Raw genomic sequence first — 26,513 nt, forward strand, 5'->3', positions numbered from 1 at the left:
AGATGGCGCGTCGGAGCCGCGGCAGGTCCGGCTTAAAACGTAATCGACGAGGTGACGCCGAAAGTTCGCGGTCCCTGAGTCGAGATGCCCACTGTTGTCGGGGCCGTAGAGCTTCCTTGAGCCCACGTCGTCCAGGGACGATTGTTGAAAAGGTTCTTGCCCCATAGGGTCAAACTGTATTTGCGATCATCCGTGCGCACGCCAAGGCCGGCGTCGAACATCACATAGGCGCTCTGCCAATATTGGATCAAGGAAAGCGGGTTCGTATATTGCGCCTTGCTGAACCAGGCCGCGTTTGCATAAATAAATCCGTTCAGCGGCTTGCCTTTCCAATCGGTCGAACTCGCGAAAGCGCCGCCAAGCGGGCGCTCGTAGTTGAACCCGCCATTGATTTGCCACCAGGGCAAGCCGGTGATGCGCGTATTGCTGAGGGACATCGTCGAAGGCCCCCCTTTGTAGCTCCAATCCGGCGGCGCGGGCGCGTCCTTGTAGTTGACGTAGCGCGCTTCCGTATATGCCCCCGAGAGGTTTAGAGCGAGGCCCTCGAAGGGAACCCAGCGCTGCACGAACTCGATGCCTCGAAGGCGCACATGCGGCGCATTGCCAAGATAGGTCACATTCGATGTGACGCCATTGCTGTCAGCATAGGTTTTCTGCTGGCTGATCTGGAAGTCATAGAGGTCGTTCCAATACAAGTTGACGTTAGATATCAGCGAGCCATCGAACCAGTTCGTTTTTGCCCCGATCTCATAGTCCCATGAGGTTTCGGGCTTATTGAACGGGGGTTTGAAGCCCTGCGCAACGCCGCCGATGTAAATTGGCGTGTTCTGCGTGTTTACAGCCGGCTGCTTGTCCCCGCGCCCAAGCAGGCCGTAAAGCAAAATGTTCTCGTTGAGCTGATACTGCGGATTGATAATTCCGATGACGCCATTGTGATGGTTCGTTGCGCCGCCTGTGTCGGACCAACCATATCCACCCGACGCCGAGACGAGAGCGGCGTCCTGCTGAAGGACGCTGTAGGGCACGCCATAGAAATAATTCGGGCGAAATTTATTCGAGCCATAACGGATATCGTAACTGTCGCGCAGGCCGAACGTGATCGACGCCTGCTCGTCGATGTGCCAGGTTCCTTGTCCATATGCCGCGATTTGGAAATCCCCGGCATTGTTGAGCCACCAAGTGGTGAGACCGGGCAACGCCGCCGGCCTCCCGAGCCAAGCCGCCGAGTCGACGCCGAAGGTTTCGTGGTGCATGCGATCCTGCGCGATCTCATAATAACCGTAAAGGCCAGTCGTCCATTCGAAATCCTGTTCCTTGGGCGACGACAGCCGCAGCTCTTGCGAACTCTGCAACACATAAGTGTCCATGCCGCCGGAGCCGAACCCGAGCTGCAGCAATTGGTTATCGGAGAACCCGTTGTTGCGGAACGAACCGTAGCCGATCGCAGAGATCGAGGTCAGCATATTGTCGCCGAACTGGTAGTTCAGCTCGTTCGAGAGCATCAGCACATGCGTGGGGTCGCGACCGTTTCGGGCGATGTACGGCGTATTCGGGTCGATGGTCCAGATGGGCTTTTTGAGTTTCGACCATACCTGCTGAAAGAATGTCGGCGTGAGTCGTGCGCCATTGGCATATATCAGGCTCGTATCGCCGATCGTTCCGGTGAGATAATCATTGTGCTCATTCGACGCATTGTAGATGAAACTGACACGGTCGCTCCATCCGTCGCCGACGCCGAGAAGCTGAAAGTGCAGTCCGAGACGATTCGTGTCGAGATAGGTCGATCCGGTTTTCGCGTCCTTGATCCAGCCGTCGCCACGATCGAGATAAACAGAGGCGCGATAGGCGAGCTGATCTTCAATGAGCGTGCCCGTAGAGTTGAATGTCTGCTTGAAGTGATTGTAGTTCCCGTAAGTCGTCCGCACCGTGGTCTTCGGCTCGAATGAGGGCGGCTGAGTATGAAATATTATAGAACCGACGTTCGTGTTTTTGCCGCCGGCAGTGCCGGTCGGACCGAGAAGAAGTTCGACCGAGCTCAGATCCACGAGGTCGCCCCATTGGAAGCCAGCGAAGCTCCAATAGACGTTATCGACAATATACCCGGTGTCGGACGGCGAGCCGGTTCCTGCTGACCCTGCCGCGACGCCGACGCCTCTGATCGCCATACGCGACTGGCGGGGCTGCGCGATGTTCGGACGATAATTTGGCACCCGCCTCGAGAGGTCGGTCACATTGTCGACCTGCTGCTCTTCGATCGTCGTCCCCGTGACGACGCTGCCGGAGCGCGGGGTTCGCGTCAGCACTTTCTCCTGTAGTTTTTCACCGGCGCCATTGGGGCCGCTCACCTGGATATCATTCACATGCAATGTTTCATTCGGCGCCTCGCTCGGATTTTGAGCGCCTGAGTGTTGGGATGGCGTCGATTTTGGGGATTGAGCAAGCGCTTCATTACGCGGGATGCTTATCGACAAGCTGACCAGGATTGACGCCAGAGACGCTCCAGAGAACAGGCGCGATCTAATAGAAACTTGCCCCACCATGTCGGACCCTCTCGTTAACACCCGGATGCGCATCGAGCGCGGGTTCAGCATCGTCCATATAAATATATAAAATAGGTAGAGTTTATAGGTCAATCGAATTTGAAGAGGTTGGCGTTCAGCCACGGGTGGTGGGGATGAGCCGAGTGGCGGCTGACGGTGTCGGTGCAATTCATCTATATGATTGTAAAACGATTTGGTACGTTGTGTTGTTAGTCATGGCGGCCTTCGGGTAGATTCGCGCCGAACAGCCTGACCAGCTCAAGCGGCTGTCTGATTCTGTTATTAAGCTATTTGTATGGTATGGTTATGCCTTACCAGGCGCCATCGGTTCTTCGCGCCAGCCACTCAATGAGCTTCAAAGAAAGCGCGCGCCGCCATTCTCGGATGCCGACGCGCACTCAATGAGCTCAAAGAAAGCGCGGCGCGTGCGACATCTTTTGGAAGGGGATAACGCGACCGCTTTCAATCAACGTGGCATGACGGTTACGAACCCCGAGCGCCAGATTCTGAAATGCGCCAAGGGCCATCGCTTATCCTCACGGGCGGAATGCTCTGTGCTGCAGCAACGCCTCCGGATCGATCCGGCTAATAATCCACTTGTTCGGTAGGATATATGGAGTAGTATGCCTGTGCGGGCTCTTCCTAAACCCGCGGAGATCCCGACGAATAGGAAAGACACATGGCGAAGATCACAAAGCTTCTGGTCGGCGAGTCGCTGGTGGGCGAAGGCAATGAAGTCGCGCATATCGATCTGATCATCGGGCCGCGCGGCTCGGCGGCGGAACTGGCTTTCGCCAATGCGCTTGTCAACAATAAGGATGGCTTCACGACCCTGCTCGCGGTTATCGCGCCGAATCTTCTGGCGAAACCGAATACCATCCTCTTCAACAAGGTGACGATCAAGGGCGCAAAGCAAGCTGTCCAGCTCTTTGGTCCCGCCCAGCATGGCGTCGCAAAAGCTGTCGCGGACTCTGTCGCCGAGGGCGTCATTCCGATCGAGGAGGCCGACGATCTCTTCATTTCGGTCGGCGTTTTTATCCATTGGGAAGCCAACGACGACAAGAAGATTCAAGACTACAACTATCAGGCTACGAAAGAGGCCATCGCGCGCGCCGTGGCAGGCGAACCCAAAGCGTCCGACGTCGTCGCCAGCCGCAACGAGGTAAAGCATCCTTTCGCCGCGAACTGACCACCCCGCGGCGGCGGGCGACTGCTGGTGTTCTCCAAGCTGGCAGTCGCCCAACATCCGAGACAATAATGCCACGACGCGCGCGGCGCTGCTCGCCCGGCGGGGCGCGCGCGCTTTATCATTTCAACCATCACGAATTGGAAAGTCGGCGATAGAGGCGAGGTGACGCATGTCTACGCCTAGGCGTCTCTTCTTCGCCGCATCATCATTCTTAGCCGCTGCCCCGGTCGCCGCCGAGAGCCCTGGGCTGGCTGTCGCCTATGTTCGAAGTGATCGCGCCCTATCAGCGTCATGCTAGAGGGTGTTATGCACTCTGTATTACGAAGTCGGCTGCGCGTTTGAGCATGAGGCAGGCAAAAGCGACGACGTGGAGGCCAGCGAGTGTGTCGGCGTAGCGTTCGTAGTCTTTGACCAGCCGCCTGCATCGGGTCGCCCAAGCGAAGGATCGTTCGACAACCCAGCGTTTGGGCAACAGCACGAAGCCTTTTTTCGCTTCGGAGAGTTTGACCACGCAGAGTTCGACGCCCTGCGCTTTGGCCGCCTCCGTGGCTTTCTCGCCGGTATAACCTTGATCGACATAAATAAGCTCGACGTTCTCGCCTGTGGCGTCCTGCACAGCGGCGGCGAGCTTGCCGACCTCGGCGCGGTCGTCGACATTCGCTGGCGTAACGTGCAGCGCCAGCAAGTGCCCCAGCGTGTCGACCGCCATGTGCAGCTTGGAGCCGCGCTTGCGCTTGGCGCCGTCATAGCCGGCCCGTGGACCGCTTTCCGGCGTCGAACGCAGCGTGCGGCTGTCGATGATCGCCGCGGTTGGCTCCTCGGCGCGACCGGAGGCGACGCGCAACAAGGCGCGCAGGTCCTGCGCAAGCTCTTCGAACACGCCCGCCGCCAGCCAGCGCTGCGATTGCTGATACACTGCGGACCAGGGCGGCAGATCGTTGGGCATGGCGCGCCATGCTATGCCGTAACGCAGAACGTAGCGCAGGCCGTTGAATAGCTCACGAAGCAAATGCTGACGTTGCGGAGCGCCCTCGTCCATCAGCGTCAGATACGGCGCAACCAGCGACCATTCCTCGTCGCTGACATCAGACGGATACGGTTTGCGAATCGGAGACATCCGATTCCATTAAGATAATCAACTACCAAAGTACATAACACCCTCTAGACGGCTCAGGCCTTCCGCTAGGTAGCGCAACGGCATTGCTTGGGCAAATCCATCTATGAAGCCAAATGCCTTGCTGCTATGGCGAGAAGGGCGCCGGAAAGCCAAATGACCAAGCTCGTCGGTGGCTTCGGCACGCTCAAAAGAGACCAGCCTGCGGTCGAACCACTTGGCAGCTATTGGCCGTACCTCGACGACGTTTTTCGACTACGTGCGCCGCGCCATGCCGTCGAGCGCGCTCGCTACCGAAGATCGAAATACCAAACAGAAACGGTTTCGTCCCCTTCGTCGCGAAACGCTGTCGTCTGGGTCTGGCGCAGCTTCGCAGGGCCGAGCCCGCCTATCGCGGTTGCGAAGATCAAAGCGACACGAGAAAGGCCAAAGCGATGCCACGATCATTGCCCACCCAAGCGACAATGGCTTCGGTAAGCATATAGACAAGAAGGACTGCTGAAGCCGCAAATCCCGCCGTCGCCATTATTTGCAGAGTTAAAGATGGCGGCTCGGGGCAGTGTCGGTGGGCGGCCGCCATCCAAATCACAGTGCCTCGGGAATGGCTTGAACGATCGTTTGGTCTCATGCCCGGCATCCCCGTCGGCGGCCTCATCAGCATAACTATACCAAAATAGTAGGAAATAGAAAGCCTTTTATTCGGCAGGAACTGAAGCTTCGGACCGTTCCGGAGCCCCATCCAGATCGAGAGCCGGCTCAGGATCATCGACGAGTTCTTCGGGGATCGAAAACAATCCAGTTCGGACAAAGAAAGCGCCAAGGCTTGTGGAGGCCGTGACCATCGCAAAAGGCACAGCCGCCACATAGCCAAGCGTGACTGGCAAAGACCAAAGCAGGAGCGTCGGCGCTAGATGCGCCCCAACGGCAAATAATACGACGCCGAACAGCGTATGCGGCCAAAATGCCCGCGTTGCATCGCTGAATGATAGACCGTAGGCGTCTCGCCGTTGTCCGCTCCAGTCGTATGAATGCCCGAAAGGCAAGGCAATCAGGAGCAAGCTAACATTCAATGACGTTACAGCACCGATGACGAAGGAGCTGAAAGTCTCGACGACGGCCGCCAGAAGGAATCGAAACGCCCCGCCATAGCGCCTCAGACCTCCGCTTCCGCGCGTCATGGCGACATCCAGGAAACCGGCAAGTTTCGGGGCAAAATGCAACGTCAGAAACAAGGCGTAAAACGCTTTCAAAGACCCGCTCGGGAATCCATCGGCTGCTCCGGCCGCTGCGACTGGCGCAAGCGATATAATTGCTGTCCAGGCGGGAGCTCCGATGAACATGCTGACCGCCCAAAAGAGCTGGAAACGACTCACCGGCAGAAGGCCGCGCAGTCCCCAGAGACGGACATATTGCATATTGCCTCTGCACCACCGCAATTCGCGCGCGACGAAATCAGAAAGGGTCGGTGGGTTTTCCTCGAAGCTGCCGCCTTCGATCGGCAGCACGCGCACTTCAAATCCTGCGCGGCGCATGAAGGCGGCCTCGATCTGATCGTGGGACAGAATATTGCCGCCGTTATTCAGCTTCGGCAGCTCGCAGTAACGGGTAAAGGGCGCGACCCGCACTACAGCGTTGTGCCCCCAATAGGGCCCGCAATCGGCGCCCCACCAGCTCGCGCCCATCGTGTAGCTTCGCATGCCGTGACGCATGCCGAACTGGAAAATTCGCGCGAAAGCCGAGCGTGACGGCGCGCCGACGACGAGGCTTTGAAGAATGCCGATAGCAGGATAGGCCTCGCAGATTCGCAACATCAGCAGGATTGTCTCGCCATCCATGAGGCTGTCAGCATCGAGGGGGATCATGAACTCGAAGGCGGCGCCAAAGCGCTCGCAGAAATCGCGGATGTTTCCCGCCTTGTAACCGAGGTTTTGAAGGCGACGTCGATAATGCAACCGATCGGCGTCGACGCCGGAATCGGCGCGCCATGCCGCAAACGCTTCCTCTTCCCGCGAGATAATTGACGGCTCACAGCTATCGCTGAGTATGAACCAATCGAACAGATCTCCGCTTCCCGTGCGGTCGACGCTCGCCTTCACAGCGCGCAAACGCACGATCGCTCTGTTGGCGTCCTCATTGCGGATCGTCATCAGTACGGCGACGCGATTCTTCAAAGGCTGTCCATTCCGTGAAGCCGCGACAAACGGTGCAGCCTGTTCTAACCCGTCACGACGCAGGTGGAGGAGCCAATAACCGAGCGCGGCGTTGCAAGCGCCAAGAACAGTCCACGGCGCCGCAACTGCGAATGCTATCAGAATGGCCAGTTTGGGGGCGTCCCATCCGCCGTGGGACAGGATCCATCCAAGCCAGAGCAGAAGCCCCACATAGACGATCAAATTAAGCACAGCGACAAATAGACGGCGCCGAAAGAGTTCTACGGGGCTTTGGAGCCTGGCGGGAGTGTCCTGTACAACCATGCGATTTCCTACTGGATGAAGCGGATACGTGCTGGCAAGACTGGCAGGGATCGGCTAGATTTAGCTGTACAGTAACGATTGAGTGCGCGATGGTCGAGGGAATTCCCTACTCACAAAGTCGGAAAAGTGCGAGAGCCTTGTGGGCTGAAGAAGCGCGGGTCGCGCGGATTCGCGCCGCGCCGATACGCGCCCCCCGCGCAGATGAGGCCCTCGTCGCGACGCTATGGAGCGGCATCAGCCGAGGCACGGAGCGTCTGGTTTTCGAAGGCCGCGTCCCGCCTTCCGAATATGACCGCATGCGTGCGCCGATGCAGGAAGGCAATTTCCCTTTTCCGGTGAAATACGGCTATTGCGCCGTCGGCCAGGTGGAAGAGGGCCCGGCGGATTGGCTCGGCAAGATCGTGTTCTGCCTGCATCCGCACCAAGACCGCTTCGTCGCGCCGACTGCAATGCTGCGATCCGTGCCGGCTTCAACGCCGGCGCGACGCGCAACGCTTGCTGCGAACATGGAAACGGCGCTGAACGCCATCTGGGACTCGGGCGCAGGGCCGGGCGATCGCATCATTGTCATTGGCGCCGGCGTTCTCGGCCTGTTGATTTCGGCCGTCGCCGCGCGGCTTCCAGGCGCGGAGGTTAGCGTTGTGGATGTCGAGCCGTCGCGCGAAGGCATTGCGAGCCGCCTTGGCGCCACGTTTATCTCGCCGAGCCAGCTACGCGACTCGAAAATACAGGCGGATGTCGTTTTTCACACGAGTGCGAGCGCGCAAGGCTTGGCGCTCGCGCTCGAAAGCGCGGGGCTCGAGGCGGCGGTCGTGGAGGTGAGCTGGTTTGGCGCCGCCGCGCCTGCGATTCCGCTTGGCGCGGCCTTTCACGCGAACCGGCTGCGCCTCCTTTCTTCACAAGTCGGTCAGGTCTCGCCCTCACGTCGCCCGCGCTGGTCTTACGCGCGCCGGCTCGATAAGGCGCTGGAGCTGCTCGCCGACCCCCGCTTCGACGATCTCCTCAGCAGGGAAATCGCATTCGAGGATCTACCCCAAGAGCTGCCGTCAATCCTGGCGCCCGACGCGAAGGGTCTTGGCGCCGTCGTGCGCTACTGAAAATTCAACCACCTTTGGAGATGCAAATGTACGCCGTCGAAGTTCGCGACCACATCATGATTGCTCACAGTTTCCGTGGCGAACTGTTCGGCCCCGCGCAGCGGCTACATGGCGCGACTTTCGTCGTCGACGTCGCCTTTTTCCGGGAAACGCTGACTACTGACGCCGTTGTCGTCGATATCGGCCGCGCGCACGATGCGCTGAAGGCGACGCTCGCCCCGCTCAACTATCAGAATCTGGACGCGCTGGAGATCTTCAATGGGCGGCAGACAACAACGGAGTTTCTGTCACGGCATATTTTCGACGCCATGGCGGCGGCGGCGCGCTCGGGCGAGCTGGGCCCCGGAGGAGAGGGGATAACGAAGATTCGAGTGACCCTGCATGAGTCGCATGTCGCCCGCGCCTGGTTCGAAGGACCCGTGGCCTCGTGAGGCGTATCCTGTTCGCCATCCCGGGCGATCTCGGCGCGCGTACGGGCGGCTATGAATATGACCGACGCATTCTGCAAGCGGTTCCCGCTTTGGGCGTCGATATCGTTCATCTGGCGATGCCGGGTTCCTTCCCAGAGCCATCCGCGCAGGACGTCGCCGACGCGGTCGAAAGCCTCGATCGGGCGGTCGAGCCCGGCGACGTCGTTCTCATGGATGGGCTGGCGTGTGGCGCATTGCCGGAAAGCGCCCTGCGGCGCATTCGCATGCCGTTGATCGAGCTTTGCCATCACCCACTGTGTCTCGAAGCCGGATTGGCGCCCGCGCGCGCTGCGACCTTGCGCGAAAACGAAACGCGCAATCTCGCCCTCGTCGCGCATATCCTCGTGACAAGCCCGCACACGGCGGGAACGCTCGTGGAGGATTTCAGCGCGCCGCCAGCGAAAATTTCAGTCGCGCTCCCAGGGACCGATCCTGCCGCGCGGGCGCAGGGATCAGGAACTCCTTTGGCGCTTCTCGCGGTCGGGTCGATCATTCCGCGTAAAGGCTTCGACATTCTCGTCGAAGCGCTTGCGGGCCTCGATGATCTCGATTGGCGCCTGAACATCGTGGGGAGTCACGAGCATGCCCCGGCGACGGCGCTCGCGCTCCGGGAGAGAGTTGCGTCGCTCGGTCTGGCGCCGCGCGTCGAGTTCGCTGGAGAGCGCTCGAGTAACGCGCTTTCCTCCTTATATGATGGCGCCGAACTTTTCGTTTCATCTTCGCATTATGAGGGCTATGGAATGGCGCTCGCCGAGGCGCTGGCCCGAGGCTTACCGATCGTGATGACCAAAGGGGGCGCCGCCGGTGAGACCGTTCCGGAGGGTGCGGCGCTGAAGGTCCCACCCGGCGACATCCCGGCGCTACGGTCAGCCCTGCGGCTTGCGATGACGGATCGCGGTTTGCGCCTACGCCTGTCGGACGAGGCCTGGCGCGCCGGCCAGCAATTACCACGCTGGGAGGACGCCGCGCGGATCGTCGTCGAAGCCGCGAGACGCGTCGGAGCGCCTGCGATATGAGCGGTTTTTCCAAAGAATGGCTGTCCCTCCGTGAATCTGCCGACCATCGCGCTCGCGATCCGGTTTTGCGCGACGCTGTCGTGGCCCATCTCGCGGGTCGCGAACATGTGCGGATCGTCGACCTTGCCAGCGGCTCCGGCTCGAACTTACGAGGCTTGTCGCCTTTCATCGCTGCGCGCCAAAGCTGGCGGCTCATCGATAATGATCCTTTTTTGCTGGCCGTGGTGCAGGAGACGCTCGCCCAATTCCGCCAGCGCGAAGCCGAAATCGACGTCGCCTTACAGCTTCTCGATCTTGCGGCGGCGCCCCACGCCGCGCTGGAAGGGGAGATCGATCTTGTCACGGCATCGGCATTTTTTGACTTGGTTTCGGAAGACTGGATCGCGCGTTTCTGCACAGAACTGGCGCGGCGTCGGCTGCCGCTCTATGCCGTGCTTACCTATTCAGGCGAAGAAATTTGGAAGCGCGCACATCCGACCGACGCAGCGGCGCACGCCGCATTTCATGCCCATCAAGCGCGAGACAAAGGCTTTGGCCCCGCCGCGGGTCCAAGAGCGGCGGCATTGCTGGAAGGACAACTGAAATCTTTTGGCTATCGCGTTTCGACCGCCTATTCGCCCTGGCGACTGGGAGATAACGACGCCGATCTCATTGCAGCGCTCGCTGACGGAGCAGCGCGAGCAATCGAAGAGACGGGCTGTGTGGCGGCCGAAATCGTCGAGGATTGGCGGTGCGCGCGCCGGCATGCGATTTCCTGCGAAATAGGCCACATCGACCTATTCGCACGAATGCCTGCTTAGTTCGAGCGCTTACGGCATGCGGTGAGATCGCAATCGAAAAGTACGTCGCCGCCGCCGAGGACATGAACTTCAGCGCGTGGCCGTAGCGCCATATCAAGCCGTTCGATGGGCGAGAGGTCGAGCCCGGTCCGTCCCGAGCCGATGATGACAGGCGCGACCAGCACATGCAGACGATCGACGCAGCCGCTATCGATGAAGTTCGAAATCGTCCGCGCGCCGCCTTCGACGAGGATGCGACGCAGGCCTCTCGCAAAGAGCGCCTCTATGATTGCGGCGGGGGGAATAAGGCCCTGATGCGCGTCGATCCGGACGATTTCGGCGCCTTCTCCCCTCGCAACCGCGGAGGCGGTAATAAGAATGCGTTGCGATCCATCGCGGGCCAGCCATTTGCCCCGCGCGCCAATTCTCCCACATGGATCGATCACGACACGCGCGGGGTTTTTTCCAGCAATGCGTCGCACGGTGAGCTGCGGATCGTCGGCGAGGATCGTGCCCGCGCCCACGACAACGGCGTCGACATGCGAGCGAATCCGATGCAGGTGGTCCAGCGCCGCCCCGCCGCTGATGTCTCGGGATTCCCCGCTCACGGTCGCAATACGGCCGTCGAGCGATTGCCCGAGTTGGGCCACGACGAAGGAACGCTCCGGCGATGCCGCGCGGAAGGGCGCGAAAATGGCTCTGGCCTGGGGCCCCGACTCGAACGGGACAGGGAAACGAATGACAGATCCCGTCTGCTCCAAGCGTCCCTCCGAGACTTGAGCTTGACCCTATTTATCCGACCATTTTTATAGTATATGACCCCGATAAAATCGCAACGGCTGGCGGCAACAAATGATCGAAAAATTCTCAGGCGAAGCAACTGCGAACGTCGAGGTCGAGCGCGCGATCGCCGAGGTTCGGGCCGGAAGGCCTGTCCTCTTGAGCGAGGACTCGCGTTGCGCGCTTGTCCTTTCCGTCGAAGCGCTCGACGCTGGAGAGATAGAGCCCTTTAAACAAGTTTCGAGCGGCGCCGCGCACCTCGCGCTTACGCCGACGCGCCTGCGACGCCTCGGGGCGGACCGTCAAAGCGCCGGGTTCATTACGCTGCCGTCGATCGACGTCAAACGGATCATGACCCTGGCCGCCGACGCCCAGGCCCGTCTCGATGCGCCGGTCGCGGTCGCGCCGTCTCTTTATGAAAGCGCCTTGCAGCTTCTCCGTCTGGCCCATGTCCTGCCGGCGGCGCTCATCGTTCCAATCGAGGACCAGACGCCACCGGGGTTGCTGACAGCGCGGGCAGCAAATGTGAATGCTTTCCGAGGCGAACGGAATGGGCGTTTACGTATCGTCAACCGGGCGCCCGTTCCGTTGGAAGGCGCGCCGGACTCAGAGTTTGTGGTTTTTCGTGGCGGCGAGGGCCTGCGGGATCAAGTGGCGATCGTCATCGGCCAGCCAAATATCAGAGAACCGGTCACTGTCAGGCTGCATTCGGCATGCCTTACGGGCGATCTTTTCGGCAGCTTGAAATGCGACTGCGGCGACCAGTTGCGCCGCGCCGCGCGCCATATGGCGGAAAATGGGGGCGGCGTGCTGCTTTACCTCGACCAGGAGGGCCGCGGAAACGGGCTGGCAAACAAGATCCACGCCTATAGCCTTCAATCGCGTGGGTTCGACACATTCGACGCCGACGAAATCCTGGGTTTCGAGGAGGACGGACGCACTTTCGGCTTCGCAGGAGAAATGCTGAAGCTTCTCGGCGTGACGCAGATCCGCGTGATGACCAACAATCCCACTAAGCTGAGCGCTCTGGAGGCGGCGGGGCTGGTTCTCGTTTCGGACCATCGGATCGTCGGCCGCAAAAACAATCACAACATTCGCTACCTCGCCACAAAACGAGACCGGGCGGGGCATCTGCTCGATTAAGCCCCGGGCGGCTTCGGCTTTTCAACTGGGCGCGCGTCGGTACTCCATTGCTATTTATCTACCCTCTTTGTAGATTGAATTTCAATCCCGGCCAATGCGGCAGACGAGGTCTTAAAGAGTCATGAGTTCGGACATCACCGCGCCTCGGCCGCGCCAGGACTTGCTTCGCCCGCCCTTGCGCCGATACCTCGCTGGCGCCGCGCTCGCCCTTTTTCTGGGGGTCGGGTTTATCTATGGCTACTCCGCTGTTTTTCGGAACGGAGCTGCGCCCTCTGCGGCCGGGAAAGGACCGGGGCGAGGCCAAGCGACACGGGTCGCCGCAGCGGAGATATCGCAAGGTAGCTTCCCGGTGGTTCTGAGTGGCCTCGGCACGGTGACGCCATCGGCGACAGCCGTCGTGAAGACGCGCATTTCCGGCCATCTCGTCGAGGTCAATTTTAAAGAATCGCAATATGTGAAGGCGGGCGACGAGCTCGCGAGCGTCGATCCCAGGCCGTACCAACTCGCCCTGGCCCAGGCGGAAGGCCAGTTGCAAAAGGACCAGGCGCTGCTACAGAACGCCGAGCGCGACCTTGCCCGCTACGAGGCGCTCATCCGCAAGATGAAGGACGTCATTTCTGGGCAACAGGTTGATACGCAGCGCGCCCTTATCAACCAATACAAGGGAACGGTCGCAATCGACCGCGCGCTCGTGGATCAGGCGCGACTCAATCTTGCCTACTGCAAGATCGTGTCCCCTATCGATGGCCGCGTGGGGTTGCGCCAAGTCGATCAGGGCAATTATGTCCAGCCGGGCGACGCCAGCGGCGTCGCTGTCGTCACGCGGCTCTCGCCCATCACGGTCGTCTTCACGCTTCCGGAAAGCCGGCTTCCCGCAGTATTGAAAAAGGCGCGCGCCGGCGAAAAGCTGACCGTCGTCGCCTACGACCACGAGCGCGTGACGGAACTCGCGCGCGGCCACCTTATTGCAGTCGATAATCAGATTGACGCCTCCTCGGGGACGGTGAAGCTTCGGGCCGAATTCCCCAATGAAGACGAAAGATTGTTTCCCAACCAGTTCGTCAACGCCGATCTCCTTGTCGAGACCTTGCATGATGTGGCTCTCGCGCCTTCTGCAGCGGTGCAGCAGGGCGCAAAGGGCCCCTTCGTCTATGCAATCAAGGACGACGCCACCGTCCAGACGCGCGCCGTGAAGCTCGGGCCCTCGGGTGGAGAGCAGGTCGTCGTGCTGGAAGGCTTGAACCCGGGCGAGAAAGTCGTCGTCGAGGGCGCTGACCGACTTCGGGAAGGCGCGGCAATTAGCCTTCCGGGCGCGGAGCGGGCGCCAGTTGGGCCAGGGCGCGGGCCTGTGGCGAAGAACGACGCGTCGTGAGCGCGATCGACCTTTCCCGCCCTTTCATCCTTCGGCCGGTGGCGACCTCGCTGCTGATGGCGGCAATACTCCTCGCGGGGGCTATCGCCTATCGCCTCCTGCCAATTTCGGCATTGCCGCAAATCGACTTCCCAACGATCGAAGTCCGAACCTTCTACCCCGGCGCCAGTCCGGAGGTGATGGCGTCCGCCATCACCGCGCCGCTCGAACGCCAACTCGGCCAGATGCCCGGCCTTGCGCAGATTGCTTCGACAAGCTCCGGCGGCGCATCGGTTATAACGCTGCAGTTCAGCCTGAAGCTGACGCTCGACGTCGCCGAACAGGAGGTGCAGGCGGCGATCAACGCCGCGGCAAGCTTCCTTCCCACCGACCTTCCCGCGCCGCCTGTTTACGCAAAAATCAATCCGGCCGACGCCCCAGTTCTGACGCTCGCCCTGGTTTCCAAAACGCTTCCGCTCACCGAGGTTCAGCAATTCGCCGACACGCGAATAGCGCAGAAAATTTCCCAGCTCTCGGGCGTCGGCCTTGTCAGCGTCAGCGGCGGCAACCGCCCGGCGGTGGTTGTGCGCGCCAATGTGGCGGCGCTCGCCTCCTATGGCATGTCGCTTGAAGACCTGCGGACGGCGATCTCGAGCGCCAATGTCAATTTGCCTAAGGGCAACATCGACAGCCGATCGCAAGAATTCGCGATCGACTCCAACGATCAGCTTAAAAGCCCTAAGGATTACGACCAGCTTATCGTGGCGAATCGAAACGGCGGGCCGGTGCGTCTGCGCGATGTCGCCAAAGTCCTCAACGGCGCGGAAAACAGCGAGCTGGGAGCGTGGAGCAATCTAACTCCCGCGATCATCGTCAATATCCAACGGCAACCCGGCGCCAATGTCATCGCCGTCGTCGATCGGATCAAGGCCCTGTTGCCGACCTTGCAGGCGTCGCTGCCGGGTTCCATCGAGGTGGCGATTTTATCCGACCGCACGACGACCATTCGCGCATCGATCGAAGATGTGCAATTCGAGCTTTTCTTCGCCGTGCTCCTCGTCGTCGGCGTGATTTATCTTTTTCTCGGCAATCTGCGCGCGACGCTCGTGCCCAGCGTCGCCGTGCCGCTCTCGCTCGTCGGCGGCTTCGCCGTCATGTATCTCTTGGGCTACAGCCTCAACAATCTGACGCTGATGGCGTTGACCATTGCGACAGGCTTCGTCGTCGACGACGCCATTGTCATGGTCGAAAATATTGCACGCTATTTGGAAAAGGGCCGCACGCCCATCGACGCCGCCCTGGAAGGCGCGCGAGAGATCGGCTTCACGATCGTCTCGCTGACGATTTCGCTCATCGCCGTGTTAATTCCCTTGCTTTTCATGGGAGAAATCGTTGGCCGGCTGTTCCGGGAGTTCGCCGTCACCCTTGCAGCGACGATCATTTTGTCAGCCGTCGTGTCTCTTACATTGGCCCCCATGCTTTGCAGCAAGCTGCTCGCGCAGGGCGACATGCATAGCCATGTCGACAGCCACGCCAAGGGGGCGACCTGGTTCGACGCGATCATCGACTCTTATGGTCGCCTGCTGACGCTGGCTCTCGATCACGCCAGAACGACTCTCGCCGTGTTTCTCGGCGCGCTTTGCCTGACCGGCGTCTTGTACGTGGTCATTCCAAAAGGCTTCTTCCCCGTTCAAGATACGGGGCTGATCCAGGGCGCGACAATCGGAGAACAGAGCGCCTCTTACTCGACGATGTCAAAGCGGCAACTCGCGCTCGTGAAGCGCCTGCTGGACAACGACGCGGTCGAGTCAGTTACCTCCACGCTCGGCGTCGATGGCGAGAACAAGACGCTCAACAGCGGCCGCGTCCTGATCAAATTGAAAGACAGAGCGGAGCGCAAGGCGACGGCGACGGAAGTTGTTCGCCGGTTGCAAGCGGCGGCAAAAGACGTCGGCGGCATTTCGCTCTTCTTGGAGCCCGTACAGGATCTCACCATCGATTCAGGCGGAGGCCGCGGCGCCTATCATTTCGCTTTGCAGGACGCCAATCCGGATGAGCTTGCGCATTATGCGCCGCAACTCGTCGAGCGGCTCGCCAGCCTGCCGCCTTTCGAGGATGTTTCCAGTAGCGCCCAAACCTCGGGGCGGGCCCTTTACGTGGAGATCGATCGCGACGCGGCCGCGCGCTATGGGGTCACGGTCTCGACAATCGATAACACGCTGTATGACGCCTTCGGTCAACGGATCGTGTCCACGATTTTCACGCAGACGAGCCAATATCGCGTCATACTCGTAGCCGACGGCCGCAGCGTTCCGAGCCTCGATGCGCTCGGTTCTCTCCGAGTGCCTGGCGCGGGCGGCTCTGAAGTTCCGCTCGCTTCGCTCGTCACAATCCGCGAAACGAAAGCGCCGCTCTCATTCGACCATCTCTCGCAATTCCCGGCGGTGACAATTTCTTTCAATCTCGCGCCCGGTTTCGCGCTCAGCGACGCCATTGCCGCCTTGAAACAGGCGCAGAGCGACCTTGGCGCGCCGCAGAGCGTCATCACGGTTTTCCAGGGCGCGACGCAGGCGTTCGCCTCGTCGACGACAAGCACGCTGCTGCTCATTCTCGCCGCGATCGTCACCGTCTACATCGTGCTCGGCATCCTGTACGAAAGCTACATCCATCCGATCACCATCCTCTCCACATTGCCGTCCGCCGGCATAGGCGCCCTTTTCGCGCTCATGATCACGGGGAACGATTTCGGGATCATCGGCGTGATCGCCATCATCCTTCTGATCGGCATCGTGAAGAAGAACGCCATCATGATGATCGATTTCGCCTTGCAGGCGGAACGCGACGAAGGTCTCTCTCCGCGTGAGGCGATCTATCAGGCGTGTCTCCTGCGGTTTCGTCCGATCCTCATGACGACGCTCGCAGCCTTGCTCGGCGCAGTCCCGATGATCGTCGGCGGGGGCGAAGGTTCGGAGCTTCGGCTTCCGCTTGGCGTCAGCATCGCCGGCGGCCTGATCCTGAGCCAGATTCTGACGCTCTTTACGACGCCGGTCATTTACCTTGCGTTCGACAAGCTGGCGAAACGGTTGCCGATCGGGCAGGGGCGCGACGCGACAGCCTCCTCGGCGGCGGAGGAAAAATGCGCCTGATCGACCGCGCGATCGACCGCCCGGTCGCAACCAGCCTTCTAATGCTGGGCCTCTGCCTCGCGGGTCTTGTGTCTTTCTTTGTGCTGCCGGCGGCCCCGGTTCCACAAATCGACTATCCGGTCATCAGCATCGGGGCCAATATGCCCGGCGCAAGCCCCGAGATTATGGCTTCCTCCGTCGCTACGCCGCTCGAGCGACGCCTCGGTCAGATCGCCGGCGTCACGGAAATGACGTCGGCGAGCTACCTCGGCTCGACCCGCATCAATCTTCAATTCGATCTGGATCGCAACGTCGATGGCGCGCAAAGAGACATTCAGGCGGCGATAGCCGCCGCGCGTGCGGACATGCCCGCCAATCTGCGCAGCAACCCGACGTTCAGGAGCGCCAATCCCGCCGAGGTCCCGGTGGTCATCATCGCGCTCACCTCTGATCGGCTGTCGCAAGGGGCGCTTTTCGAGGTCGCGTCAAACATCCTGCAGCAGAAGTTTTCGCAAGTGGAAGGCGTCGGGCAGGTCACCGTCGGCGGCGGCGCCCTCCCGGCCGTCCGCGTCGAAGTCAATCCGCGCACGCTTTTCCAATATGGACTGTCGCTCGAAAGCGTGCGCACAGCGCTCGGCGCGACGAATTACAATGGCCCCAAGGGCGCGTTCGACTCCGGCGACCAGCGCTACCAGATCTACGCCAACGATCAGTCCCGCAAGGCGCGGGACTATGACGGCGTCATTGTCGGCTATCGGAACGGCGCGGCGGTCAAGCTCCACGATGTCGCAGAGGTGATCGACTCTGTGGAAGATGATCGAAATTTCGGCGTCAGCAATGGACGCCCTGGCGTTCAGGTTCAAATTTACCGCCAGCCCGGCGCCAATTTCATCGAGCTCGTCGATCGCATCAAGGCGCTCATGGGGCCGCTTTCCGCAGCGCTTCCTGCCGAAGCCGAGATGCGCATCGTGCAAGACAGAACTTTGACGATCAGAACCTCGCTGCGTGAGATCGAGACGACGCTGGCGTTGAGCGTCATGCTCGTCATCGCCGTCGTCTTCGTCTTTCTGCGCGATCCGCGTGCGACCGTCGTCCCCGGCGTCTGTGTCGTCGTCTCCTTGCTCGGCGCGCTCGTCGGCATGTATCTACTCGACTATAGTCTCAACAATCTCTCCTTGATGGCGCTGACGATCGCGACGGGATTCATCGTCGATGACGCCATCGTCGTCGTGGAAAATGTCACGCGGCTGATAGAAAGCGGCATGCCATCGAGGCGGGCCGCGCTTCTCGGCGCGCGGCAGGTCGCCTTTACAGTCCTCTCGATGACGCTTTCGCTGATCGCGGTTTTTCTCCCGATCATGTTCATGGGCGGGATCGTGGGCCGCATGATGCGAGAATTCGCCGCAACGCTTTCGATCGCTGTCCTCGTCTCGCTGCTCTTGTCCCTCACGACCGCGCCGATGCTTTGCGCGCATCTTCTCGAGGATGTGACGCACGCCGCAAGAGCGCGCCTTTTCGAGGCGACCGAAGTTGGTCTCGCCGTCCTTCATCGCCTCTATTTGGCGAGCCTAGGCTATGTTCTCGATCATCGCCGTCTCGTCCTTTTCGCGCTCCTGGCGCTCGTCGGAGTGAATCAGCACCTCTTCACGATCATACCGAAGGGCTTCTTTCCGGTGCAGGATACGGGGCGCATGCGCGGCGCGATGATTGCCGACCAGAGCGCGTCTTTTACCGTCACGAAGAAGAAGCTCGAGCAAGTTGTCGCAATCCTGCAAAACGATCCCGGAATTGAGTCTGCGACGGGTTGGATCACAAGCTCCGCGAATTTCGCTGACTTGCTCGTGACATTGAAGCCGCTCAAAGAGCGTGGGATTTCAGCCGAAAAAATCTTGGCGCGACTGCGGCCGAAATTCGCTCAAGTCCCCGGCGTCCAGCTTTTCCTGCAATCCACGCAGGATATTCGCATTGGCGGCCGATCGAGCAATGCCCTTTTTCAATACACGCTCCTGGCCGATTCCCTCGAAGAGCTGCGGCTCTGGGGACCGCGTATTACCGAGGCGCTAAAGCGCCATCCGACGCTGGCCGACGTGAATTCCGATCAGATGGAGAAAGGCTTGCGCTCGGATGTCGTCGTCGATCGCGAAACGGCCGCGCGCCTGAATGTCTCCTCAAGCCAGATAGACAACACGCTTTATGACGCCTTCGGCCAGCGTCAGGTGTCGACGATCTTCGAACCGTTGAATCAGTACCATGTGGTGCTCGAGCTGGCGCCGAAATTCAGGGAGTCGCCTAACGCGCTGGCTGAACTCTATATTGGCGCGCGCGGCGGCCAGCCTCCCGTCATCACGACAAGCCGAACGCCGATCAACGGTCTTCGCGCTCTGTCGCTCCCCGCAAACGCATCGGAACGCATGATTCCCTTCGCGTCCTTCAGCTCGCTGAACGCCGGCCCGACTCCGATGCAGGTGAATCATCAGGGACATTTCGCGGCGGTCACCGTCTCCTTCAATCTCTCAGAGGGGAAAGCTCTGAGCGACGCGGCCACGGCCATCTCGGAGACAATCGCGAAAATCGGCGCTCCCGCCACGATCCAAGGGGCTTTCGCCGGGACCGCCGCGAGCTATCAGGAGACGCTCGCGAACCAGCCCTTCATGGTCGCCGCGGCTCTCGCAGCCGTCTATATCGTTCTTGGAATCCTTTACGAGAGTTTCTTTCACCCGCTTACCATTCTATCGACTCTGCCTTCCGCGGGACTCGGCGCGCTCGCCGCGCTGCTTTTGTGCGGGACGGATTTCAGCATCGTTGCGATGATCGGGGTCTTGCTCCTCATCGGCGTGGTGATGAAGAACGCCATCATCCTTGTCGATTTCGCCATCGACGCCGAGCGCACGCGGGCCGCCCCGGCGCGCGACGCGATCATCGAGGCCTGTGCGATGCGTTTTCGCCCGATTCTGATGACGACGTTCGTTTCGATCATGGGCGCCGCGCCGCTTGCAATCGCGTCCGGCGAGGGCGCCGAAACGCGGCAACCCCTTGGCGTCGCAATTATCGGCGGGCTGGTCGTCAGCCAGCTACTGACGCTCTACACGACGCCCGTCGTGTTCCTCTACGTCGACAAAGCCGAACGGCTGATAAAAAGCTGGCGTATCGGGCTCTCGCGGCCCTCCGAGCTGAAGACGCTCTTTCGGGGTTAAATACTATCGTTGGAGTAGGTAAGTAATCGCGATTGCGTGAAATGTGGCTTGACTAGCAGGCTCAATGGAGCAATAAATCTACTTATCCACTATGGATAAGGAATATCGCCCACATGCGGATCCCATCGGTTGCCCTCTGCGGTTTCACCGCCGCCTTCGTTTTCCTCCCTATCGCTGCTGACGCCGCCTCTCTTCAGGAAGCGGCTGCGGCGCTCGGCGCCGTCGACGCCAAATCCCTTGAATTCTCTGGCGCCGGCCACTGGTATCAATTCGGCCAGGCGCCTGTGCCCGGCGGCCCATGGCCACAATTCGAAGTCAGCAGCTATTCTGCGAGCGTGAATTTCAACGCGCCCGCCCAACGCGTATTACTCACCCGCATCCAAACGGTCGAGCCCGGCCGCCAGCGCCCAACGCCGACCGAGCAGAAGCTCTCCTGGCTCGTGAGCGGCGACAAGGCATGGAATGTCGCCCCGCCCGCCAACGCGTCCCCTGACGCCGCGCCGGTCGCGACCCCGCAACCCGCCTTGGTCGAGGAGAGGACGGCGGAAATCTGGACGACGCCACAGGGCTTTCTGAAGGCGGCTCTCGCCAATGGCGCAAAGTCGAGCGCTTCGGGCGCCGGCGTGCAAATCTCCTTCACGAGCGCCGGCCATAAATATGAGGGCTATATCAACGCCGCCAACCAGCTCGAATGGGTGCGGAGCTGGATCGATAGCCCGGTGCTCGGCGATACGCTCGTCGAGACAAAGTTCTCCGGTTACAAAGATTTCGGCGGCATTCAATTCCCGGCCGAACTGACCCGTAGCCAGGGCGGCTTTCCCGTTCTGCATGTGAAGGTCGCCTCGGCGAAGCTCAACCAGGCCGTCGACATCCCCGTCCCGGAAAATATCGCAAGCTCCAAGGCGGCGGCGCCGACTGTGACCGCGAACAAGCTGGCCGAGGGCGTCTATTGGCTCACGGGCGGCACGCATCACAGCGTCGCGATCGAGCAGAAGGACCACGTGGTGCTCGTCGAAGCGCCGCTCAACGAAGAGCGCTCACTCGCGCTCATCGCCAAGATTGCCGAGATCGCGCCCAACAAGCCGATCAAATATGTCTTGAACAGCCATGTTCACTTCGACCACTCCGGCGGGTTGCGCACTTTCGTGGATGCTGGCGCGACGCTCGTGACTCACGAACTCGACAAGCCTTATTACGAGCAGGCGTGGTCGGCCCCGCATACGCTTCGCCCGGACCGCCTCGCGCAGTCGAAGAAGGCTGCGAAGTTCGAGACCTATGCGGACAAACATGTTCTTTCGGACGGCGCGCGGCAGATCGAAGTGCATCGCATCGCCGGCAATGGGCACAGTGACGAACTAGCGCTCGTCTATTTGCCGGCGGAGAAAATTCTCATCGAGGCCGACGCTTTCACGCCGCAGGCAAAGGATGCGCCGCCCCCGAAGAGCCCCAATCCCTACTCGGTGAATCTCTATGAGAATATCCAGAAGCTGAAACTGGATGTCGCGCAGATCGCCGGCCTCCACGGTCCGCGCGTCGGGGCTCTGGCGGACCTGCGCGCTGCGATCGGGCAACCTCCGCTCGCGCAATAGGCCACGACGCGCGAACTTCCCCTTGCTTTCATTCCTCTCCCTCAACTTGAAGCCGCCCCCTGGGCGGCTTTTTTTTGCGAAGCGCGGGTTGAGTGTTTCGAGTGCGGGCGCGCGGCGGAATTGCCTCCAGGGAATTTTGCGTCGGGGAGCGGCCGCTCAACTGGCCGCGCATTGGTCGAGCCAGACATCCGAAAGCCCACGTCTCTCGCATTTCCCGGCGAGGTACTTTTTGATCCGCGCGACTCTTTCACCGTTCTCTTTTGAGCCCGGCGCAATCTTCGGGGTGTTGTTGGTGGCGATCAGCGAGAGAAATTCCTCGTCGCTCAGTGACTGGAGCGGCTTACCGAACCACTTCGCCGACAAGGCCTCGAAACCATTTACGTCCAGGAACGCCGCCAACTGCGCGTTTTTGGATGAGAGAGGCGCAACCGCGAAATAGGCGATCAAAGTCTGTTTGATTTTCCCGAAGCCCGGACGGAAATCCTCGAAATAGAGCTTCTTGACGACCGACTGCGTCACGGTTGTCGAAAGCGGATAGCTCCAGTCGACGCCGCTATGCGACCAGAAACGCGGATCCTGCACCTTGACAAGAATGTCCTGTCTCTCTTGCGACAGAACCGATGGCCCCTTCGTCCCATTTGCGGTCTCCGCCTCATATTTTGCGAACTTCTCTTTCGTGACGTTGCGAGCGGCTGCAACCTCGTAGGTTTCGTAGGCGAGAACCGCCAGAACCGCAGTAGCCAATGCCAAAACAAGAAATTTGCTCATGCGCTGCATCGCATCCTCTATATTCATACAAAGTCAGTGTGCTTTTTAATTGGTCCCGCAGCGTGGCGGGATCCCGCCGATTTATTGACGCGGTCGACAACCTGCGCTGTACACAGGAGTTGCAGAGTGCATCGTCGGCGGATTGGCGAAGGCGATGCTTGTCATGCGAAAACGGAGATCTTCAGCCAAGCGCGCCCGCGGCGCCGCGTTGCGGCTTCGACAGGCTCGCGCTTCGCTCGGCTACAGCTACAACAACAATCCGATCAACTCGCGAGACGTCACGCTGAATATCCTTGCGCCGGCCGTCGCCAAGCATCACATCAGCGGCGGCCTCAGCTATATGTGACGCCGTCGTCGTCTATCGATCTTGCGAAGGTGGTTTCGCCGCAGGGGACAGTTTCTGGAATCGAGCGCACACCCCTCAGACCCAACCCGCTCCGGACGATCAACCTCTATCTCTCGACCTTCGAAATTACGGCGGCTGGACGCATCGCTTCGAGGCTGAGCCGCTCCGGTGGTCGCAAAATATTGGTATACGGGCTTCGGGTCGGCATTCTTGCCGACCCGGCCCGACGCGCTCATTAAACCGCAAATCGCCAGCCGCGCGTGTGCTTCTCGACGTTTAGTGATGATGTCCGCCGCCGCCGCCCAGGCCTGACGGATCGGCCGATTCATCCGTTTCCAATTGCTTGACCCGCTTCAAAAACGCCGCGTGTTGTTCGGGCGTGTGGCGGGCATGGCAACTCGCATCACAGCTTTCGCTCAATTTCGTCGTCCTTGTAGAGTTACAGGATTCGAGTGCGGGCGCAAAGCACAGCACGGCGATTAGAAACGACGCCTTCATTAGGTTCTCTCTTTCTTCACGACTGGAACTGGCTTTGGCGACGATCGCGTCCGATCTTGGCGCGTGTCGTTCAGAAGAGCTTTACGCGGAGTGCGCCGCCCCAGGTGGCGTCCCAGCGCGCAAGGCCGACGCGCGCCGGCGTTCCGGGGGTTCCTTGATCCCAGGAGTTAAAGGGTCTCTCGTTTCCGATATTCTTGGCCCAAAAGCTGAGACTGTAGCGATCGTCTTCTGTGCGTAAGCCGACGCCGGCGTTCACATAAGCGAAACTTCCCTGCCAATACTGAGCAACGGACCAAGGGTTGGTCAGCCGTGTCTTGTCCTGCCAGCTTACGTTGACGTAGCCAAAAGCTTTGATCGGCTGCCCAGTCCAGGCGCCGAAACCTCCCAGGCTCGAGAAATCGCCGAGATTGGAAAACACGCGCCCGACCGGATGCTCGTAGTTTGCGCCAATATTGAAGGTCCACAGCGGAACGCCTTGCCAGCGCGTATTGGATAGCGACAATTGCCGAGGCGCGGGCACGGGCCCGCTGGGCCAACTCCAGTCCGGCGGCGGGCCGGCATCCGGCCAGCTCACCCAACGCGCGTCCGAGAAGGCGCCATTGAAAGTGATCCACAATCTGTCGATTGGGCTCCATCGCCCGTCGAATTCAATGCCGCGGATGCGCGCATGAGCGGCGTTCCCGAGCGTCGTCAGGCCGAGAGGCGCGCCATTGCTGTCGACCGAAACGCCGTCGATGACGTTCGTCTGGAAATTGAAAAAATCGTTCCAGTAGAGGTTCACATTGAACAAGAGGTGGTTGTCGAACCAGTTGGACTTAAATCCGAGCTCATAATCCCATGAGTATTCCGGCTTGGTGATGACCGTCGGGAATGAGTCGAATTTGTAGACTCCCGACGCATTCTTGACATAGCGCGGGTTCGCGCTCGTGTTCACGGCCCCGGCTTTTTCCGCACGGCCAACCAGTGCGTATATTTGGACGTTATCGTTGTACTTGTACTGTGGATTGAATATCCCAGTAAGAAAATTGTGAGGCTTTTCCTTGCCGCCCGTATCCGAGAGGCCGCGGCTCCCGGCGGCGATGACCGCCTGATCCTGAGCAAAAACTGAAACGGTCGGATAATAGCGGTTGAGCTGGCTAACCGAACCTTGGCGAATTTCGTAGCTCTCGCGCAGACCGAGCGTAGCCGACAACTTCTCATCGAGGTGATATGTCGCCTGGCCGTAGGCGGCAGCCTGAAAGTCGCGCGCATGGGTGTAATCCCATACCGCTACGCCGGGAAGGGCGCCTGCACCGTAACGAGGTCCTAGCCATTTCGCAGCGTCGACCCCGAAAACGGTATGATGCATTTGGTTCGCTGCGTCGTCGTAAAAGAGATAGACGCCGGTCGTCCACTCGAGGTCGCGATCTTCTTTGGGTGAGCTGAAACGGAATTCCTGCGACGCCTGACCCACGTAGGTGTCCATGCCTCCCCGCCATAGCTGGAGCAATTGCGTGTCTTCGAAATAACGCTGCTCATTTCGCGTGAAGCCATAGGCCGAGATGGATGTAAAAAGATTTTCCCCAACGCCGATGTTGAGTTCGTTCGAGACGGTGACGGTTCTTACCGGATCGACGCCCTCGTTTGCGATGGACGGCTTGTATGGGTCCCAGGACAATATCGGCTTGCCGAGCTTGGTCGCCACATTCTGCGCAAAGGTCGCCGCCGGACGCGTGCCGTTGGCGTAGGTCAAGAAGGAGTCCGAGTATGGCCCGAGCGTGTAGCCGTTGTATTCGGTTGACTTGCTGAAATTGACGATGAGGCGGTCGGTGACCTCGTCGCCGACGTAGAGCAACTGCCCACGCACGCCCCAGCGGTCAGTGTTCTTGTAACCGGCGCCGGTCACTTGGTCGTGAATCCAGCCGCTGCCCTTATCCAGGAAAACGCTGACGCGATAGGCGAGCTTCTCATCGATGATCGGACCCGTGACGTACGCTTTCTCGATGACGCGGCTGTGATTGGCGAAATGGGTCTCGAAACTCGCCTGCCGCGCGAAGGACGGCAGTCGGTTGTTGATGATGAGACTGCCAACCGCGGTATTCTTCCCTCCCGCCGTTCCTTGCGGGCCATAGGCGACCTCGAAGGATCTCACATCGAATTGGTCCATCCACTGGAAGCCCCAGTATTTCCAGAACACGTTGTCGACCACGTAACCTGTGGGGGACTCCGTGCCGACGCCGGTGCCGGCCGCGCCGACGCCGACCCAGCGAATGGTCTGGCGGGAGGCCTGGCTCGCGCCGCTGTTGTTGGCGCGATAATTAGGGATCAACTGCTGCAATTCGTCGAGCCGATTGATGTTTTGATCTTCCATGGTCTTTTCGTCGACGACGACAATCGACCTCGGCTTTTCCTGGGCTTGTTGAACGGGGCGATCGATGCCGCCGTTTCCTTTGCCGCTCACGACGATGTTATCGACCTCTATCGGCCCTTGTGCGGACGCAGTGTCCTCAGCCTGGGCGGACGGCGCCGAGAAAAGCGCGGTGGCCGCCGCCAAAATCGAAACGCTGCTCATAAGCGCAGACCCAAATTGCCGGTTGGCGGCACGCATTCATTCCCCTCCACCCTAAAAGCTGACTGAAATATACTAAATAGGTAGAAATAATAGAGTCAAGGCGGCGCATGTTTATTGTCTGCGGCGCCGATTTACGCGTTACGTCGACGTCGACGGGATAGTTGACATAGGGCGGTCGCATTCAAAGATTGATTTGAAGAAATAACGTCAATACATGATGATAAGCGCGTCATGAGCGGGGCGTAGCAGGGTTCGCTTGACGTCTGTATCGGCGGGATGCGTCGACGTCACGGCGCATTGGTTCGGAGGCGAGAAAAGGCTGTCAAAGGAGTGTTAATCACACTCAAAAGGTATGATACATTGCAATTCTGGCTGGAGAAGCTTGAGGGCAACGGCCCGGCAGTTGGAGGAGGGCCGATCAAAGCGAAGGCCGTTGTCGCGGGCGGTCATCCGCGGCGACAAGGAGCAAGGGTTGGCTAAGTTGGCCGG

Annotated in this window: 18 protein-coding genes; 11 read left to right on the forward strand and 7 right to left on the reverse strand. The window is 60.1% G+C overall.

What is annotated here, in order from left to right:
* Positions 1–32: 32 nt before the first annotated feature.
* Positions 33–2,360, reverse strand: a complete 2,328-nt coding sequence (locus QMG84_RS06870; RefSeq protein WP_281931359.1) for a TonB-dependent receptor — start codon at positions 2,358–2,360, stop codon at positions 33–35.
* Positions 2,361–3,219: 859 nt separating this feature from the next.
* Between QMG84_RS06870 and fae the strand changes: the two genes are divergently transcribed.
* Positions 3,220–3,729, forward strand: a complete 510-nt coding sequence (fae, locus tag QMG84_RS06875) for a formaldehyde-activating enzyme (protein ID WP_202072520.1) — start codon at positions 3,220–3,222, stop codon at positions 3,727–3,729.
* A gap of 304 nt (positions 3,730–4,033) precedes the next feature.
* On the opposite strand, the gene QMG84_RS06880 is transcribed toward fae, so the two are convergent.
* Together QMG84_RS06880 and mdoH are read right to left on the reverse strand one after the other, a co-directional pair.
* Complete coding sequence (locus QMG84_RS06880) at positions 4,034–4,846, reverse strand: IS5 family transposase (RefSeq protein ID WP_202074029.1); 813 nt, start codon at positions 4,844–4,846, stop codon at positions 4,034–4,036.
* 692 nt (positions 4,847–5,538) lie between these two features.
* Positions 5,539–7,317 carry a glucans biosynthesis glucosyltransferase MdoH gene (gene mdoH / locus QMG84_RS06885; RefSeq protein ID WP_281931361.1) on the reverse strand — a complete coding sequence of 593 codons (1,779 nt, stop codon included), beginning with the start codon at positions 7,315–7,317 and terminating at the stop codon, positions 5,539–5,541.
* Positions 7,318–7,406: 89 nt separating this feature from the next.
* On the opposite strand from mdoH, the gene QMG84_RS06890 reads away from it, so the two are divergent.
* From QMG84_RS06890 to QMG84_RS06905, 4 genes are read left to right on the forward strand one after another with little or no spacing between them, the layout of a single operon-like run.
* On the forward strand, positions 7,407–8,414 hold the full coding sequence (locus tag QMG84_RS06890; protein ID WP_434085977.1) for a zinc-dependent alcohol dehydrogenase: 1,008 nt from the start codon (positions 7,407–7,409) through the stop codon (positions 8,412–8,414).
* A 26-nt stretch (positions 8,415–8,440) separates the two neighbouring features.
* Positions 8,441–8,845, forward strand: coding sequence for a 6-pyruvoyl trahydropterin synthase family protein (locus QMG84_RS06895; protein WP_202072522.1), 405 nt, complete (start codon positions 8,441–8,443; stop codon positions 8,843–8,845).
* Positions 8,842–9,900: a glycosyltransferase family 4 protein gene (locus QMG84_RS06900; RefSeq protein WP_281931364.1), complete on the forward strand. Its 1,059-nt coding sequence runs from the start codon at positions 8,842–8,844 to the stop codon at positions 9,898–9,900. The genes QMG84_RS06895 and QMG84_RS06900 overlap by 4 nt, the downstream gene beginning before the upstream one ends.
* On the forward strand, positions 9,897–10,700 hold the full coding sequence (locus QMG84_RS06905; RefSeq protein WP_281931366.1) for a class I SAM-dependent methyltransferase: 804 nt from the start codon (positions 9,897–9,899) through the stop codon (positions 10,698–10,700). The genes QMG84_RS06900 and QMG84_RS06905 overlap by 4 nt, the downstream gene beginning before the upstream one ends.
* Here QMG84_RS06905 and QMG84_RS06910 read toward each other — a convergent pair.
* Positions 10,697–11,329, reverse strand: a complete 633-nt coding sequence (locus QMG84_RS06910) for a RibD family protein (protein ID WP_281931367.1) — start codon at positions 11,327–11,329, stop codon at positions 10,697–10,699. The genes QMG84_RS06905 and QMG84_RS06910 overlap by 4 nt on opposite strands.
* 202 nt (positions 11,330–11,531) lie before the next feature.
* Between QMG84_RS06910 and ribA the strand changes: the two genes are divergently transcribed.
* The 5 genes from ribA to QMG84_RS06935 all read left to right on the forward strand — a co-directional run bounded on the left by ribA (position 11,532) and on the right by QMG84_RS06935 (position 21,861).
* Positions 11,532–12,602 carry a GTP cyclohydrolase II RibA gene (gene ribA / locus QMG84_RS06915; protein ID WP_281931368.1) on the forward strand — a complete coding sequence of 357 codons (1,071 nt, stop codon included), beginning with the start codon at positions 11,532–11,534 and terminating at the stop codon, positions 12,600–12,602.
* A gap of 121 nt (positions 12,603–12,723) precedes the next feature.
* Positions 12,724–13,974 carry an MdtA/MuxA family multidrug efflux RND transporter periplasmic adaptor subunit gene (locus tag QMG84_RS06920; protein WP_281931370.1) on the forward strand — a complete coding sequence of 417 codons (1,251 nt, stop codon included), beginning with the start codon at positions 12,724–12,726 and terminating at the stop codon, positions 13,972–13,974.
* Between the two features lie 5 nt (positions 13,975–13,979).
* Positions 13,980–17,099 (forward strand): multidrug efflux RND transporter permease subunit, encoded by a 3,120-nt coding sequence (locus tag QMG84_RS06925; protein WP_281931940.1) that lies wholly within the window; start codon positions 13,980–13,982, stop codon positions 17,097–17,099.
* A complete protein-coding gene (locus QMG84_RS06930; RefSeq protein WP_281931373.1) occupies positions 17,090–20,272 on the forward strand; it encodes an efflux RND transporter permease subunit in 3,183 nt (1,060 codons plus the stop codon). The genes QMG84_RS06925 and QMG84_RS06930 overlap by 10 nt, the downstream gene beginning before the upstream one ends.
* Before the next feature lie 113 nt (positions 20,273–20,385).
* Positions 20,386–21,861, forward strand: coding sequence for an MBL fold metallo-hydrolase (locus QMG84_RS06935; RefSeq protein WP_281931375.1), 1,476 nt, complete (start codon positions 20,386–20,388; stop codon positions 21,859–21,861).
* Between the two features lie 156 nt (positions 21,862–22,017).
* Here the strand turns inward: QMG84_RS06935 and QMG84_RS06940 are convergent, their stop codons facing one another.
* Positions 22,018–22,629: a transglycosylase domain-containing protein gene (locus tag QMG84_RS06940; RefSeq protein WP_281931377.1), complete on the reverse strand. Its 612-nt coding sequence runs from the start codon at positions 22,627–22,629 to the stop codon at positions 22,018–22,020.
* A gap of 163 nt (positions 22,630–22,792) precedes the next feature.
* On the opposite strand from QMG84_RS06940, the gene QMG84_RS06945 reads away from it, so the two are divergent.
* Complete coding sequence (locus QMG84_RS06945; RefSeq protein WP_281931378.1) at positions 22,793–22,975, forward strand: hypothetical protein; 183 nt, start codon at positions 22,793–22,795, stop codon at positions 22,973–22,975.
* Between the two features lie 276 nt (positions 22,976–23,251).
* On the opposite strand, the gene QMG84_RS06950 is transcribed toward QMG84_RS06945, so the two are convergent.
* Both QMG84_RS06950 and QMG84_RS06955 read right to left on the reverse strand, forming a co-directional pair.
* A complete protein-coding gene (locus QMG84_RS06950) occupies positions 23,252–23,473 on the reverse strand; it encodes a hypothetical protein (protein ID WP_281931379.1) in 222 nt (73 codons plus the stop codon).
* 70 nt (positions 23,474–23,543) lie between these two features.
* Complete coding sequence (locus QMG84_RS06955; RefSeq protein ID WP_281931381.1) at positions 23,544–26,060, reverse strand: TonB-dependent receptor; 2,517 nt, start codon at positions 26,058–26,060, stop codon at positions 23,544–23,546.
* Positions 26,061–26,513 lie beyond the last annotated feature (453 nt).

This window comes from Methylocystis iwaonis (assembly GCF_027925385.1).
In the GTDB taxonomy this organism is placed as follows: Bacteria; Pseudomonadota; Alphaproteobacteria; order Rhizobiales; family Beijerinckiaceae; genus Methylocystis; species Methylocystis iwaonis.

What these genes read in the sequence shown, in the direction of transcription:
- fae (WP_202072520.1), top strand. Translation starts at nt 3,220, where the DNA reads ATGGCGAAGATCACAAAGCTTCTGGTCGGCGAGTCGCTGGTGGGCGAA.
- QMG84_RS06880 (WP_202074029.1), bottom strand. Translation starts at nt 4,846, where the DNA reads ATGTCTCCGATTCGCAAACCGTATCCGTCTGATGTCAGCGACGAGGAA.
- mdoH (WP_281931361.1), bottom strand. Translation starts at nt 7,317, where the DNA reads ATGGTTGTACAGGACACTCCCGCCAGGCTCCAAAGCCCCGTAGAACTC.
- QMG84_RS06890 (WP_434085977.1), top strand. Translation starts at nt 7,407, where the DNA reads ATGGTCGAGGGAATTCCCTACTCACAAAGTCGGAAAAGTGCGAGAGCC.
- QMG84_RS06895 (WP_202072522.1), top strand. Translation starts at nt 8,441, where the DNA reads ATGTACGCCGTCGAAGTTCGCGACCACATCATGATTGCTCACAGTTTC.
- QMG84_RS06905 (WP_281931366.1), top strand. Translation starts at nt 9,897, where the DNA reads ATGAGCGGTTTTTCCAAAGAATGGCTGTCCCTCCGTGAATCTGCCGAC.
- ribA (WP_281931368.1), top strand. Translation starts at nt 11,532, where the DNA reads ATGATCGAAAAATTCTCAGGCGAAGCAACTGCGAACGTCGAGGTCGAG.
- QMG84_RS06920 (WP_281931370.1), top strand. Translation starts at nt 12,724, where the DNA reads ATGAGTTCGGACATCACCGCGCCTCGGCCGCGCCAGGACTTGCTTCGC.
- QMG84_RS06930 (WP_281931373.1), top strand. Translation starts at nt 17,090, where the DNA reads ATGCGCCTGATCGACCGCGCGATCGACCGCCCGGTCGCAACCAGCCTT.
- QMG84_RS06935 (WP_281931375.1), top strand. Translation starts at nt 20,386, where the DNA reads ATGCGGATCCCATCGGTTGCCCTCTGCGGTTTCACCGCCGCCTTCGTT.
- QMG84_RS06940 (WP_281931377.1), bottom strand. Translation starts at nt 22,629, where the DNA reads ATGAGCAAATTTCTTGTTTTGGCATTGGCTACTGCGGTTCTGGCGGTT.
- QMG84_RS06945 (WP_281931378.1), top strand. Translation starts at nt 22,793, where the DNA reads ATGCGAAAACGGAGATCTTCAGCCAAGCGCGCCCGCGGCGCCGCGTTG.
- QMG84_RS06950 (WP_281931379.1), bottom strand. Translation starts at nt 23,473, where the DNA reads ATGAAGGCGTCGTTTCTAATCGCCGTGCTGTGCTTTGCGCCCGCACTC.
- QMG84_RS06955 (WP_281931381.1), bottom strand. Translation starts at nt 26,060, where the DNA reads ATGCGTGCCGCCAACCGGCAATTTGGGTCTGCGCTTATGAGCAGCGTT.